Here is an 11,632-nt window from a genome sequence, read left to right as displayed (position 1 = left end):
TCGCCGTGCTGCGCGGCCGTGTGGATGGCCTGGAGGCCAAGGTGGGTGAGCTCGAGGCCACCCAGTTCTCCACCACCACCAAGCTGAGCGGCCAGGCCACCTTCGTGATCGGTGCCAATGCGTTTTCCGGCAGTGACACCCCAGCCGTTGATGCCGCCCGGGCCGCCGTGGGGGCCACCACCTTCAGCTACGACATCCAGCTGAGCTTCGACACCAGCTTCACCGGCAAGGACCTGCTGCGCACGATCCTGCGGGCCGGCAACTTCGCCGATTCCGCCTTCGGCGGCGCCGGTCCCACCGGTGGCCTCTCCACCCTGGAGGCGGCCTTCCAGGAGGATTGCGGTGCCGGCGCGGACTGCGGCGACGTGGTGGCGATCGACAAGATCTTCTACCAGTTCCCGATCGGCAGCCAGTTCACCGCCACCTTCGGCGGCCGGGTGGGCCAGGAGGACATGCTCGCCCTCTGGCCGAGCGCCTACCCCTCCGACACGATCCTGAACCTGTTCACCCTCAACGGCGCCCCGGCGGCCTACAACAAGAACCTCGGCCCCGGGGCCGGCCTCTGGTGGCAGCAGGGCGGCTTCAGCATCAGCGCCAACTACGTGGCCGCCAACGGTGATGTGGGGGATCCAAACATCGGCGGCATCGGCACCGTGGCCTCGGCTGGCACCGGCACGGTGCAGATCGGCTACGCCAAGGAGCAGTGGGGCCTGGCGGCGATCTACTCCCGTATCCAGTCGGGCGTGGGGGTGCCGAGCACCACCCCCTTCACCGGCCTCACCTTCGAGGCCAACCCCAACAGCCGCACCGATGCCTTCGGCGTCAGCGGTTACTGGCAGCCGGCCAACTCCGGCTGGATTCCCTCCATCAGCCTGGGCTGGGGCATCAACGGCACCAGCTACGACACCGCCCAGGCTCCCGGCGCCCTGCGCACCAGCCAGTCGTGGATGGTGGGGCTGCAGTGGGACGACGCCTTCGTCAAAGGCAACGCCCTCGGCATGGCGGTGGGCCAGCCCGTCTTCGCCACGGCTCTGGCCGATGGTCAGACGCCCCAGGACGGCAATTTCGCCTGGGAGTGGTGGTACAAGTGGCAGGTCACCGACAACATCAGCGTGACGCCGGCCCTCTTCTATCTGAGCCGGCCCCTGGGGCAGGACACCACCCCCGGCACCACCTTCCGGCAGCTGGGCGGACTGGTGAAGACCACCTTCCGGTTCTGATCCCGACCCGCGGGAACGGATGATGAGGGTGACCTGGATGGCCTGGCCACCATGGATCTCACGCCGTTCCTGGGCAGCCTGGAGGGCAACACCTTCGATGCGGTGCTGCTTTCAGTGGCTTCCGGGGGAAAGGTGGCGATCGCCATGAAGGGCCGCTTCCTGCTGCGAGCCCTGTGCGAGAGCATCAGCGACCGCAGCCTGATCGGCTGCGCCATCACCCATGAGCAGGGCTGCCTCGACTATCTGCAGCAGGAGCCCTACGACCTGCTGCTGTGCACCGACCACCTGGAGAGCGGCAACGGCTTCGACCTCACCCGCCGGGCCAAAGAGCTCTATCCCGACCTCAAGGTGGTGATGCTGGCCCTGGGTGATGTGATTCCGGCGGAGTACGAGCACGCCCCCTGGCTGGAGGCCGTGGTGGCCGAGGCCGACATCGTCGATGACCAGCGGCCCCTGCAGGCCGCCGTGATCGCCGTGATGGGCCACCACTCCTACCGCAGCCCCTCCCTGCGCTCCGGCAAGCTCCCCTACCTCAGCTGTCCGCGACTGACGCCGCGGGAGTACGAGGTGCTCGACCTGCTGGCCAGCGGCCTCAGCGACCGGGAGATCGCCCAGAAGCTGGTGGTGAGCGACGCCACGGCCCGCACCTACACCAAACGGCTGCTCCAGACCCTGGGCGTCAACAACCGCCTGCAGGCCGTGCTCAAGGGGGTGCGCTGCGGGATGGTGCAGCTAGGTTGAATACACGCATTCAGATGACTCCATGGCCACATCCGTCCGCCTGGACCCGGCAACAGAGGCGCGGCTGGATCGGCTGGCCTCCGAAACGGGGCGGACCAAGGCCTTCTATCTACGGGAGCTGATCGAGCAGGGCCTGGACGACCTGGAGGATGCCTACCTCGGGGCCGCCGCCGTGGAACGGATGCGACTGGGACAGGAAAGGACCTACAGCCTCGACGAGGTGGTGAAAGAACTTGGTCTGGACACTTCGGATCTCTGAAACGGCCAGGCGCCAGCTCAAGAAGCTGGATCGCTCGACCGCGCAGAACCTTTTGCGGTCCATGAACCGGCTCCTGCAGGAGACCGAGGATCCGCGTCAGAGAGGCAAGGCCCTGGCGGCCAGCCTGGCAGGACTCTGGCGCTACCGGGTTGGCGACCACCGGGTGATCTGTCTGATCGAAGATGCGCAGCTTGTCGTGCTGGTGGTCGGAGTCAGCCACCGGAGCGAGGCCTACCGATAACCCAGCACGCTGCAGCAAAGAGGCGTATGGCTAGTGGGCTTTGCGGTGGTTGGGATGGGTCGCCTGAGATTCGAACTCAGGACCAGTCGGTTAAAAGCCGAATGCTCTACCGCTGAGCTAGCGACCCGTCGCTGGGGAAGCTATCACCCGGCGGTGACCCTCTCCAAGCCCACCGGTCGCCGCACCCTGACCCCCCATCGAGGCCACGCGCCATGACCAGCCCCGACCCCTGGCCCAGCCGCTGGGACGCCCCCCGCATCGACGCCGCCGCCTGGGTGGCCCCGTCGGCGGTGGTGATCGGCGATGTGGAGCTGGCGGCGGGGGCCAGCCTCTGGCCCACCGCCGTGGCCCGGGGGGATGTCTGCGCGATCGTTGTGGGGGAGGGCAGCAACGTGCAGGACGGCGCCGTGCTGCACGGGGATCCGGGCCAGCCCGTGACCATCGGCGCCGATGTGACCATCGGCCACCGGGCCGTGGTCCATGGCGCCACGCTGGAGGACGGCTGCCTGATCGGCATCGGCGCCATCGTGCTCAACGGCGTCACGGTGGGGGCCGGGGCCCTGGTGGCGGCCGGCGCGGTGGTCACCCGGGATGTGCCCCCAGGCGCCCTGGTGATGGGGGCTCCGGCGGTGGTGAAACGCCAGCTCGATGCCGCCGCGATCGAGGCCCAGCGCCAGCATGCGCATCGTTATCGCCAGCTGGCGGAGGTTCACGCTGGACTCCGTTAGGATCCCGCCAACGTTTTCCCCTCCCCCGCCATGGACCTCCGGCTGCTGCTCGTCGCTGCTCCGATCCTCCTGGCCGTGGGTTGGGCCGCCTTCAACATCGGCCGCGCCGCCGTGGGTCAGCTGCAACTGATGCTCAAGCGCGCCCGCGCCTGATGGTTGTCGTCATCGGTGCCGGCCTGGCCGGCACCGAAGCCGCCTGGCAGATCGCCGAGGCCGGGATTCCGGTGCGGCTGGTGGAGATGCGGCCCGTGCGCCCCTCCCCGGCCCACCACAGCGGCGAGTTCGCCGAACTGGTCTGCAGCAACAGCTTCGGCTCCCTCTCCCCCGACCGGGCCGCCGGCCTGCTGCAGGAGGAGCTCAGGCGACTGGGATCGCTGGTGATCCGCACCGCCGATGTCCATGCGGTGCCCGCCGGCGGCGCCCTGGCCGTCGATCGGGGCCGCTACAGCGCCGCCCTCACGGCCGCCGTCGAGGCCCATCCCCTGGTGACGGTGGAGCGGCGCGAGCAGCTGGCGTTGCCCGACCCGGAGGAGATCGCCGTGCTGGCCACCGGGCCCCTCACCGGCGCCGCCCTGGCCGACGACCTGCTTCGGTTCACCGGGCGGGAGTCCTGCCACTTCTTCGATGCCGCCAGCCCGATCGTGGAGGGGGAGGGGATAGACCTGTCGGTGGCCTTCCGGGCCAGCCGCTACGACAAGGGCGACGCCGATTACATCAATTGCCCCATGGACCGGGAGCAGTACCTCGCCTTCCGCACCGCCCTGCTGGAGGCGGAGAAGGCGGAGCTGAAGGATTTCGAGCAGGAGAGCGCCACCTTCTTCGAGGGCTGCCTACCGATCGAGGAGCTGGCCCGCCGCGGCGAAGACACCATGCGCTACGGCCCGCTCAAGCCGATCGGTCTCTGGGATCCGCGCTGGGGCGACCTCCACGACCGCGACGTGCGCCGCGCCAAACGGGCCCATGCGGTGGTGCAGCTGCGCCAGGAGGACCGGGACGGCCAGCTCTGGAACCTCGTCGGCTTCCAGACCAACCTGAAATGGGGCGAACAGCAGCGGGTGCTGCGCATGATCCCCGGCCTGGAGAACGCCAGCTTCGTGCGCTTCGGGGTGATGCACCGCAACACCTTCCTGGAGTCCCCCGAGCTGCTGCAGCCCACCCTGCAGTTCCGCCAGCGGCCCACCCTGCTGGCCGCCGGCCAGATCACCGGCACCGAGGGCTACGCCGCCGCGGTGGCGGGCGGCTGGCTGGCCGGCACCAATGCCGTCCGGCTGGTGCGGGGCCTGCCGCCCCTGAGCCTGCCGCCCACCACCATGGCCGGTGCCCTGCTGGGCTTCATCTCGGATGAGGAGCGCAGCCACGGTGCCCGCAAGGGGGGCTTCCAACCCATGCCCCCCAGCTTCGGCCTGATGCCGGAGCTGCCGGAGCGCATCCGCGACAAACGCCGCCGCTATGGCGCCTACCGCGATCGGGCCCTGGCGGATCTGGCCGCCTGGGACGCCCAGCGCCGGGCCGCAACTTCGGCGGTGGCGATTGCCGCGGGCTGAGCCGGCCCGCCCCCCGGAGCCGGGCCGCTTCCTAGGGTCGGGCCGCTCCCGTTCGCCTGGTTCCGGTGACCGTCACCGTCCCTTCCTCCGCCGCCGCCCCCCTCACCGCGGCCGATGGCCGCCCCTGGGACGTGGTCGTGATCGGCTCAGGGATCGGCGGGCTGGTCACCGCCAGCCAGCTGGCGGCCAAGGGGGCCTCGGTGCTGGTGCTGGAGCGCTACCTGATCCCCGGCGGCAGCGGCGGCAGTTTCCAGCGCGACGGCTACACCTTCGACGTCGGCGCCTCGATGATCTTCGGCTTCGGCACCCAGGGCCACACCAACCTGCTCACCCGCGCCCTGGCCGACGTGGGCGAGCACTGCGAGACGATCCCCGACCCCGCCCAGCTGGCCTACCACCTGCCCGGCGGCCTGTCGGTGGCGGTCGACCGGGACTACGAGCGCTTCCTGGCCGATCTCACCGCCCTGTTTCCCCATGAAGCGGTGGGCATCCGCCGCTTCTACGACACCTGCTGGCAGGTGTTCCGCTGCCTCGATGCGATGCCGCTGCTGTCGCTGGAGGACCCCGCCTACCTGGCCAAGGTGTTCTTCCGCGCGCCCCTGGCCTGCCTGGGGCTGGCCCGCTGGCTGCCGGTGAACGTGGGCGCCGTGGCCCGTGCCCACATCAGCGATCCGGCCCTGCTCAAGTTCATCGACATGGAGTGCTTCTGCTGGTCGGTGATGCCCGCCGATCGCACGCCGATGATCAACGCCGGCATGGTGTTCTCCGATCGCCACGCCGGCGGCATCAACTACCCGAAAGGCGGCGTCGGCGTGATCGCCGAGAAGCTGGTGGCGGGCCTGCGCCGCCACGGCGGCACGATTCACTACCGCTCGCGGGTGGTGAAGGTGCTGCTGGAGGGCGAGGGACCCCAGACCCGCGCCGTGGGGGTGAAACTGGCCGGCGGCGAGGAGATCCGCGCCCGCCGGGTGGTGAGCAACGCGACCCGCTGGGACACCTTCGGCTCCCTGGTGGACGAGGCCCACACCCCGGCGGCCGAGCAGACCTGGCGGCGGCGCTACCGGCCCTCCTCCTCCTTCCTTTCCCTGCATCTGGGGGTGCGGGCCGAAGCGATCCCCCCCGGCAGCCATGTCCACCACCTGCTGCTGGAGCGCTGGGAGGACATGGAGGCCGAGCAGGGGGTGATCTTCGTCTCGATCCCCACCCTGCTGGATCCCTCCCTGGCCCCGGCCGGCCACCACATCGTGCACACCTTCACCCCCTCGGAGATGGCCCCCTGGCAGGGGCTGGCGCCGGGGGCCTACCGGGCCGCGAAGGAGGCCGCCGCCTCCCGGCTGATCCGCCGCCTGGAGGCGATCCTGCCGGGCCTGGAGGGGGCGATCACCCACCGGGAGATCGGCACCCCCCGCAGCCACCGCCGCTTCCTGGGCCGCCACGGCGGCAGCTACGGGCCGGTGCCGGCCCTGCGGCTGCCGGGCCTGCTGCCGATGCCCTTCAACCGCACCGCCATCCCCGATCTCTACTGCGTGGGGGATTCCTGCTTCCCCGGCCAGGGCCTCAATGCGGTGGCCTTCAGCGGCTTCGCCTGCGCCCACCGCATCGGCGCCGACCTGGGCCTCAACCCCTGGAGCCTGCCGGCATGAAGCACCCCATGGTTCCCGATCACCGCCTGCACTGCGTGGTGCGGCCGCAGCCGCCGGCCGCCGGCGAGGGCCTGCGGCTGGGGATCTGGCAGGGCAGCGGCAGCGCCGGCACGCCTGAGGCCCTCGAGGAGAACCTGGAGCGGCTGGAGCACCTCTGCGAGCTGGCGGCGGGCCATGGGGTGCAGCTGCTGGCCTTCCCGGAGCTCTACCTCACCGGCTACATCGTCACCCCGTCGATCGTGCGGCAGCTGGCCGAGCCGGTGGACGGCCCCAGCCTGCGGCGCGTGGCCGCCGCAGCGCGCCGCCATGGCCTGGCGGTGGCCTGTCCCTACGCCGAACGGGCGACCGTGGCCGGCGAGGAGCGCTTCTACGACGCCATCGCCCTGTTTGACCGGGACGGCGCGCTGCTGCGCAACTACCGCAAGACCCACCTCTGGGGACCGGACGAGAAGCGCTGCTGGAGCGCCGGCTACCACCATCCCGAGGAGGGGGCGGCGTTCACGGTGCAGCCGGTGAACGGGGTGGGGGTGGGCCTGCTCAACTGCTACGAGGCCGAGTTCCCCGAGCTCACCCGGCGCCTGGCGCTGGAGGGGGCCCGACTGGTGCTGATCCCCACGGCCGCCGATGTCTGGGCCGAGCTCAGCACCGGCGAGCGTACCGACCGGCCCTATCCGGACGTGTCCCGCACCCTGATCCCCGCCCATGCCTTCCAGAACGGCTGCTTCGTGGCCTACGCCAACCGCTGCGGCGAGGAGACGGTGAACGGCCGGGTGATGGCGTCCTACCTGGGCAACAGTGTCATCTGCGGCCCCCATGGCGATGTGCTGGCGGCTGCCCGGCCCGAGGCCACCCTGCTGATCGCCGACTGCCGGCCCGGCGAGTACGGACCCACCCACCCCGCCGCCACCCGCTACCACGAGGACCTGCGGCCCGAGCTCTACTGACAGCGGCCGGCCGGCCGGCCACGCCGGAGCAGGGGCGCCGGTAAACTGTGTAAACATTTGTTGCGTGTCCATGGCGGCTCCGACTCCCAGTTCTTCCGACCTGGCGCGCTACCTGGAGGCCCGTGGCGAGATGGCCAAGCCCTGGGTCTGGCACCTGCTGCGGCTCAGCAAGCTCAAGGAGGCCAAGGACACCATGGAGCCCAACGAGTACGTCGAACGGCTCGGCGAAGCCCACGCCGACCTGATGCGGCTGGGCGAGTTCTGGAAAGGGCGGGAGGCGGAGGTGTTCGGAGGCCGTTACCAGCCCTCCCAGGTCATCGAGCCCCTGCCCGGATCCCCCGAGGACCGATGAGTGGAGAGCCGTCGTGCCATCGCTATCCGATGGCGCCGCTGATCCGGTTCACCCTGCTGGCCCTCTACCTGGCCCTGGTGGTGCCCCTGCCGGTGCTGGCGCCCGCCTCCCTGCGGCTGCCCCTGCTGCTGGCCGCCATCGCCGGCCTGCTGCTGGTGGTCGCCATCACCAGTGAGCGGGTGGAGCTCGACGAACGGGAGCTGCGGGTGGGCCATCCCCCCTGGTGCTCCTGGCTGCTGCGCCGCGGCTGGCAGCTGCCCTGGCAACGCATCACAGCCCTCACCCCGGTCACCACCAGCCAGGGGGGCAGGGTCTACTACGTGCGCACGGCGGGCGAACAGGGGGATCGCAGCGGCGCGGCCTGGCTGCTGCCCCAGCGGGTGGCCCGCTTCGAGGACTTCCTGGAGCGCTTCAGTGCCGCCACCGGCATCGCCACCAAGGGCATCAACAGGATCAGCCCGCCCTGGACCTACCGGCTGCTGGCCCTCCTCTGCGGCCTCCTGCTGGCGGGGGAAGCCGCGGCCCTGATGCTGCGGCCCACCTGAGCAGGTCCTACCGACCTGTCGGGCCAGGGCCTAGTTGAGGCGGGAGGAGCTGCCGGGGGAGGTGACCAGCAGACCCGAACCGGTGGCGCCAGCAGCTTCCTCACTGAGCTCGGGCAAGGTGTCGAGGCTGAAACGGTAGCCCTGCTGCCGCATCGTTTCGATGGCGCCGCCCTCCCCGAGGCCGGCCTGTTCGAGCTTGCGGCGCAGGGTGAGCACCTGGGTGTCGACCGAGCGGGGGCCGCCACTGAAGGGGGGCCAGGCCATCCGCAGCAGTTCCTGGCGGCTGCGCACCACCCCCGGGGGCATCAGCAGGGCGCAGAGCAGGGCGAACTCCCGCGGGCTGAGCTCCACCGGCTGGTCCCGCAGGGTGACCTGGCGCAGCAGCAGGTGCACCTCCAGGGGGCCCACACAGACCCGTTCCTGGAGGCCGCTGCCGCTGCGGCGCAGCAGGGTGCGACAGCGGGCCGCCAGCTCTTCAAGCCCGAAGGGCTTGCGCAGCACGTCGTCGGCGCCGGCATCCAGCAGGGCCACCACGGGCTCCGAGCCGGAGCGGGCGGTGAGCACCATCACCTGGCAGTGCAGCTGGGCGGCGAGGCGCAGGGCCGAGGTCTCCTCGAGCAGCTCGGCGCTCACCAGCAGATCGGGGGACTGCTCCTGGCAGATCTCCAGGGCTTCGCGGGCGGTGGCGACGGCCGCAGCCAGGTGCCCATCCTGACGCAGACGCTGGGCGAGAACGGTGCGGAGGGTCGCGTGGGGGTCCACAACGAGAACTCTCCGAGGGGTTCCTCCTGGATCAGTCAGCTTGTCCTGGGCCACGGGCATCTCCTCGGCATCACGATGAAATCAGAAGCGGAAGTGCCGACAGCCGATTGAGTGTGTCAACGCTAACTGGAAATGTGCGGAGACGCCGGTGACGGGCGATGCCTTGTCAACTGTCCGCCCCCGGAAGACGGTCCCGGCACGGCAGGATGGTGCCATCTGCCGGCTTTCGCCGCCACAATGACGCCAGGGGCCCGACCCCAGCCATGACAGCACTCCAACACCCCGACGCGATCCGCCACTTCCAGTCCCTGTGTGATGCCTGCCAGGCCCTGTCCGACCGTCACCACGGACCCTCCGAGCTGCGCCTCTACGCGGACGGCTACCTCCATGCCCTGCGTCGCACGGCCGTGCTGGACCACCAGTCCCAGCGCCGGCTGGAGGAGCTGATCGACCGCTGGATCCAGGACCCGTCCAGCTTCCTGGGGCCCGACGGCCAGCCCCGCCTGATGATGGAGCGCAGCCGCTACTGACCGGCCGCGGAGGGCCGGGCCGCCGGCGCCGTGGTGCGGTCCGGGGGCCTCATGAGGCCAGGGCCACTTCCAGCTTCTCGCGCAGCTCGCCGCTGTTGTACATCTCGATCAGGATGTCCGAGCCGCCGAGGAACTCCCCTTTCACATACACCTGGGGGATGGTGGGCCAGTCGGAGAACTCCTTGATTCCCTGGCGGATCTCCATGTCGGAGAGGACGTCGAACGTCTCGAAAGGCACACCGAGCGACTGCAGGATCTGGACGACGTTGTTAGAGAATCCACACTGAGGCATCAATTTGTTGCCCTTCATGAAGACCATCACCGGGCTGGCGTTGATCAGGGTGTCGATGCGTTGACGGGTGCTGGCATCCATGGTCGGAATCGCGAAGGGGAACGTCAGGAGGGAAGGGAGGTCTGCAGCGCCAGGGCATGGATCGCCTCGCTGGCCAGCTCGCTGCGCAGGGCGCCGTAGACGAGCTGGTGCTGGCGCACCCGGTTAAGGCCGGCGAAGGCACCGGAGACGACCCTCACCTGCAGGTGATCACCACCCCCGGTGAGATCCTCCACCTCGACGGCGGCATCGGGGAGCGCGCGCAGGATCGCGTCCTTGACCTGCTCCGGTTGCACCATGGCGGCGGGGATCGGGGAGATGACGTAAGGCTGGAATCTAAGGACGATCACCCACCGGCGGTCGATCCCGGCGCGGTGTAGGGGGTGATCACGAAACCCAGCTCCACCAGCTGCTGGTAGGCCTTGCGCCCGCCCTCGTTGGTGGGGGTCATGATCTTCACCACCTCCACCAGCAGGGGAATCGCCACCTCGGGCTCGTTCTGGCGGCGGAACAGGGCCGCCAGCCGCAGGTTGGACTCGGCCAGCAGGGTCAGGGCCTCCCGCCCCTTGTCGTCCATCTCGCGGGGGATGCGGGCGTCGAGACCGCGGAAGGAGCCGCTCAGGTCGCGGTAGAAGCCGAGCAGGCGGCGGCTGGCGTCACGCGCCAGGTCGTAGAGGCGCCGGCCCTCGGCCAGGTTGCCGCTGGCCACCGCCGCGTCACCCCTGGCCAGGAGGGTCTTCACCGAGGAGAGGTTGAGATCGGTGCCGGCCGGCTGGACCGTCTGGGGGGTGGCCTGGGCCCGGGCCGGCGGCTGCAGAAGCGGCTGCGCCAGGGCCAGCAGGGCCAGGCAGCTGCCGCAGACCCCGGCCAGGCCCGATGGCCGGGCGGATCGAAGGGAAGAAACGGCGGAAGGCCTGATCACGTCGACGCCTGACGGGTAACGGCCGAACTTTACGGGGAGCCGATCGGGCGACCCACCACGGCGCGGGCCGCTTGCTCGGCCGACTCCATGGCGGCGGCGAGCTCGGCGCTGAAGTCCAGGGCCGCCTGGCGACCCTGGCCCTCCGCCCGCAGGGGGCGGCCGAAGCAGAGGGCGGCCCTGTCGCCGGGGCGGGGATCGGCGTGGCCATAGGCGATGCCCACCGGCACCACCGGCACCTCCACCCCCTGGCTGGCGGCGAGCAGGGCCAGGCGGGCCAGCCCCTGGTGCAGGCGGATCGGGCCGTCCTCGCGCCGGATGCGGCCCTCGGGAAACACCACCAGCTGCTGGCCAGCGGACAGCAGCTCCACGGAGAACCGCAGGCTGGCCAGGGTGGGGCGCCCCTGGTTGACGGGAAAACAGCCGAGACGGTGAAGGAACCACCCTTGCAGACCCTTCATCTCGTCGGCCGTGACCATGAAGCGGCAGTCCCGGCCCGTGACCCGGCGGCCGGCCCCCCAGGGGAGCATCAGCGCGTCCCAGCGGGCCCGGTGGGTGGGGGCCAGCAGCACGGCTCCGTCGCGGGGCAGATTCTCGCGGTCGAGCACCGTCAGCTCGCTGAAATAGCCCTGGAGAGCCAGATCGATGGTGACCACCATCGCCACCGGGGACAGCCAGGGGCTGATGCCGTTGCAGAGGGAACGCTCCCGCCGGCTGATCACCGGGGAAAGGCCTGGTCCGGAGGGCGTCTGCGCCGCCAACACTCTCGATCCGGCAGAACGTCGATGTCGACGCTAGGGGCTGGATCCCCCCTTGAAGGCCGGCGGCGGGCAGTTGGCCCTGCGGCCGCTCCCCCGGCGACCGATACGGTGC

The 11,632-nt window shown here is 70.5% G+C and carries 17 protein-coding genes and 1 tRNA gene; 12 read left to right on the top strand and 6 right to left on the bottom strand.

Annotated features, from left to right (window positions below; all coding sequences use genetic code 11):
- The 4 genes from KUG38_RS01360 to KUG38_RS01345 form a co-directional block, all read left to right on the top strand.
- Positions 1-1,220: iron uptake porin (locus tag KUG38_RS01360; RefSeq protein WP_216918700.1), on the top strand; the 1,220-nt coding region annotated here is incomplete at its 5' end.
- A 51-nt stretch (positions 1,221-1,271) separates the two neighbouring features.
- Positions 1,272-1,961, top strand: coding sequence for a response regulator transcription factor (locus tag KUG38_RS01355; protein WP_216918699.1), 690 nt, complete (start codon positions 1,272-1,274; stop codon positions 1,959-1,961).
- Positions 1,962-1,983: 22 nt separating this feature from the next.
- A complete protein-coding gene (gene relB / locus KUG38_RS01350) occupies positions 1,984-2,220 on the top strand; it encodes a type II toxin-antitoxin system RelB family antitoxin (RefSeq protein ID WP_094584158.1) in 237 nt (78 codons plus the stop codon).
- Positions 2,195-2,461, top strand: coding sequence for a type II toxin-antitoxin system RelE family toxin (locus tag KUG38_RS01345; RefSeq protein ID WP_216918698.1), 267 nt, complete (start codon positions 2,195-2,197; stop codon positions 2,459-2,461). The genes relB and KUG38_RS01345 overlap by 26 nt, the downstream gene beginning before the upstream one ends.
- Positions 2,462-2,516: 55 nt before the next feature.
- Here the strand turns inward: KUG38_RS01345 and KUG38_RS01340 are convergent.
- Positions 2,517-2,588 (bottom strand) — tRNA-Lys (locus KUG38_RS01340).
- A gap of 85 nt (positions 2,589-2,673) precedes the next feature.
- Here KUG38_RS01340 and KUG38_RS01335 point away from each other — a divergent pair.
- The 7 genes from KUG38_RS01335 to KUG38_RS01305 all read left to right on the top strand — a co-directional run bounded on the left by KUG38_RS01335 (position 2,674) and on the right by KUG38_RS01305 (position 8,217).
- The gene (locus tag KUG38_RS01335) at positions 2,674-3,189 is read left to right on the top strand and encodes a gamma carbonic anhydrase family protein (protein ID WP_216918697.1); all 516 of its coding nucleotides are present in this window, start codon (positions 2,674-2,676) and stop codon (positions 3,187-3,189) included.
- Positions 3,190-3,219: 30 nt separating this feature from the next.
- Positions 3,220-3,342, top strand: a complete 123-nt coding sequence (locus KUG38_RS01330) for a photosystem II protein Y (protein WP_015108528.1) — start codon at positions 3,220-3,222, stop codon at positions 3,340-3,342.
- On the top strand, positions 3,342-4,733 hold the full coding sequence (gene trmFO / locus KUG38_RS01325; protein ID WP_216918696.1) for an FADH(2)-oxidizing methylenetetrahydrofolate--tRNA-(uracil(54)-C(5))-methyltransferase TrmFO: 1,392 nt from the start codon (positions 3,342-3,344) through the stop codon (positions 4,731-4,733). The genes KUG38_RS01330 and trmFO overlap by 1 nt, the downstream gene beginning before the upstream one ends.
- 65 nt (positions 4,734-4,798) lie before the next feature.
- Complete coding sequence (gene crtH, locus KUG38_RS01320) at positions 4,799-6,376, top strand: carotenoid isomerase (RefSeq protein WP_216918695.1); 1,578 nt, start codon at positions 4,799-4,801, stop codon at positions 6,374-6,376.
- Positions 6,377-6,384: 8 nt separating this feature from the next.
- The gene (locus KUG38_RS01315; RefSeq protein WP_286195500.1) at positions 6,385-7,320 is read left to right on the top strand and encodes a carbon-nitrogen hydrolase family protein; all 936 of its coding nucleotides are present in this window, start codon (positions 6,385-6,387) and stop codon (positions 7,318-7,320) included.
- Between the two features lie 70 nt (positions 7,321-7,390).
- Positions 7,391-7,672: a hypothetical protein gene (locus tag KUG38_RS01310; RefSeq protein ID WP_216918693.1), complete on the top strand. Its 282-nt coding sequence runs from the start codon at positions 7,391-7,393 to the stop codon at positions 7,670-7,672.
- Positions 7,673-7,701: 29 nt separating this feature from the next.
- Complete coding sequence (locus tag KUG38_RS01305) at positions 7,702-8,217, top strand: hypothetical protein (protein WP_286195499.1); 516 nt, start codon at positions 7,702-7,704, stop codon at positions 8,215-8,217.
- Between the two features lie 30 nt (positions 8,218-8,247).
- Here the strand turns inward: KUG38_RS01305 and KUG38_RS01300 are convergent, their stop codons facing one another.
- Positions 8,248-9,039, bottom strand: coding sequence for a response regulator transcription factor (locus KUG38_RS01300; RefSeq protein ID WP_216918691.1), 792 nt, complete (start codon positions 9,037-9,039; stop codon positions 8,248-8,250).
- A gap of 203 nt (positions 9,040-9,242) precedes the next feature.
- Here KUG38_RS01300 and KUG38_RS01295 point away from each other — a divergent pair, with 203 nt between their 5' ends.
- Positions 9,243-9,509, top strand: a complete 267-nt coding sequence (locus KUG38_RS01295; protein WP_094584149.1) for a DUF6761 family protein — start codon at positions 9,243-9,245, stop codon at positions 9,507-9,509.
- Between the two features lie 49 nt (positions 9,510-9,558).
- Here KUG38_RS01295 and grxD read toward each other — a convergent pair whose 3' ends face one another.
- From grxD to KUG38_RS01275, 4 genes are read right to left on the bottom strand one after another with little or no spacing between them, the layout of a single operon-like run.
- Complete coding sequence (grxD, locus tag KUG38_RS01290) at positions 9,559-9,882, bottom strand: Grx4 family monothiol glutaredoxin (protein ID WP_216918690.1); 324 nt, start codon at positions 9,880-9,882, stop codon at positions 9,559-9,561.
- Positions 9,883-9,905: 23 nt separating this feature from the next.
- Positions 9,906-10,139: a BolA family protein gene (locus tag KUG38_RS01285; RefSeq protein WP_190545371.1), complete on the bottom strand. Its 234-nt coding sequence runs from the start codon at positions 10,137-10,139 to the stop codon at positions 9,906-9,908.
- A gap of 47 nt (positions 10,140-10,186) precedes the next feature.
- Positions 10,187-10,762: a hypothetical protein gene (locus KUG38_RS01280; RefSeq protein WP_190609742.1), complete on the bottom strand. Its 576-nt coding sequence runs from the start codon at positions 10,760-10,762 to the stop codon at positions 10,187-10,189.
- Positions 10,763-10,791: 29 nt separating this feature from the next.
- Positions 10,792-11,520 (bottom strand): lysophospholipid acyltransferase family protein, encoded by a 729-nt coding sequence (locus tag KUG38_RS01275; protein WP_286195497.1) that lies wholly within the window; start codon positions 11,518-11,520, stop codon positions 10,792-10,794.
- Between the last annotated feature and the right edge of the window lie 112 nt (positions 11,521-11,632).

The organism is Synechococcus sp. CCAP 1479/9 (assembly GCF_019038535.1).
Taxonomy (GTDB): Bacteria; Cyanobacteriota; Cyanobacteriia; order PCC-6307; family Cyanobiaceae; genus Cyanobium.
The sequence above is the reverse complement of the archived record's forward strand: the minus strand, read 5'-3'. Positions and strand labels throughout refer to the sequence as shown.

Bases quoted from the DNA above. Each gene is read 5' to 3' on its own strand.
- KUG38_RS01310 (WP_216918693.1), top strand. From the start codon at position 7,391: ATGGCGGCTCCGACTCCCAGTTCTTCCGACCTGGCGCGCTACCTGGAG.
- KUG38_RS01315 (WP_286195500.1), top strand. From the start codon at position 6,385: ATGGTTCCCGATCACCGCCTGCACTGCGTGGTGCGGCCGCAGCCGCCG.
- KUG38_RS01330 (WP_015108528.1), top strand. From the start codon at position 3,220: ATGGACCTCCGGCTGCTGCTCGTCGCTGCTCCGATCCTCCTGGCCGTG.
- KUG38_RS01305 (WP_286195499.1), top strand. From the start codon at position 7,702: ATGGCGCCGCTGATCCGGTTCACCCTGCTGGCCCTCTACCTGGCCCTG.
- relB (WP_094584158.1), top strand. From the start codon at position 1,984: ATGGCCACATCCGTCCGCCTGGACCCGGCAACAGAGGCGCGGCTGGAT.
- KUG38_RS01355 (WP_216918699.1), top strand. From the start codon at position 1,272: ATGGATCTCACGCCGTTCCTGGGCAGCCTGGAGGGCAACACCTTCGAT.
- KUG38_RS01285 (WP_190545371.1), bottom strand. From the start codon at position 10,139: ATGGTGCAACCGGAGCAGGTCAAGGACGCGATCCTGCGCGCGCTCCCC.
- grxD (WP_216918690.1), bottom strand. From the start codon at position 9,882: ATGGATGCCAGCACCCGTCAACGCATCGACACCCTGATCAACGCCAGC.
- trmFO (WP_216918696.1), top strand. From the start codon at position 3,342: ATGGTTGTCGTCATCGGTGCCGGCCTGGCCGGCACCGAAGCCGCCTGG.
- KUG38_RS01335 (WP_216918697.1), top strand. From the start codon at position 2,674: ATGACCAGCCCCGACCCCTGGCCCAGCCGCTGGGACGCCCCCCGCATC.
- KUG38_RS01300 (WP_216918691.1), bottom strand. From the start codon at position 9,039: ATGCCCGTGGCCCAGGACAAGCTGACTGATCCAGGAGGAACCCCTCGG.
- KUG38_RS01295 (WP_094584149.1), top strand. From the start codon at position 9,243: ATGACAGCACTCCAACACCCCGACGCGATCCGCCACTTCCAGTCCCTG.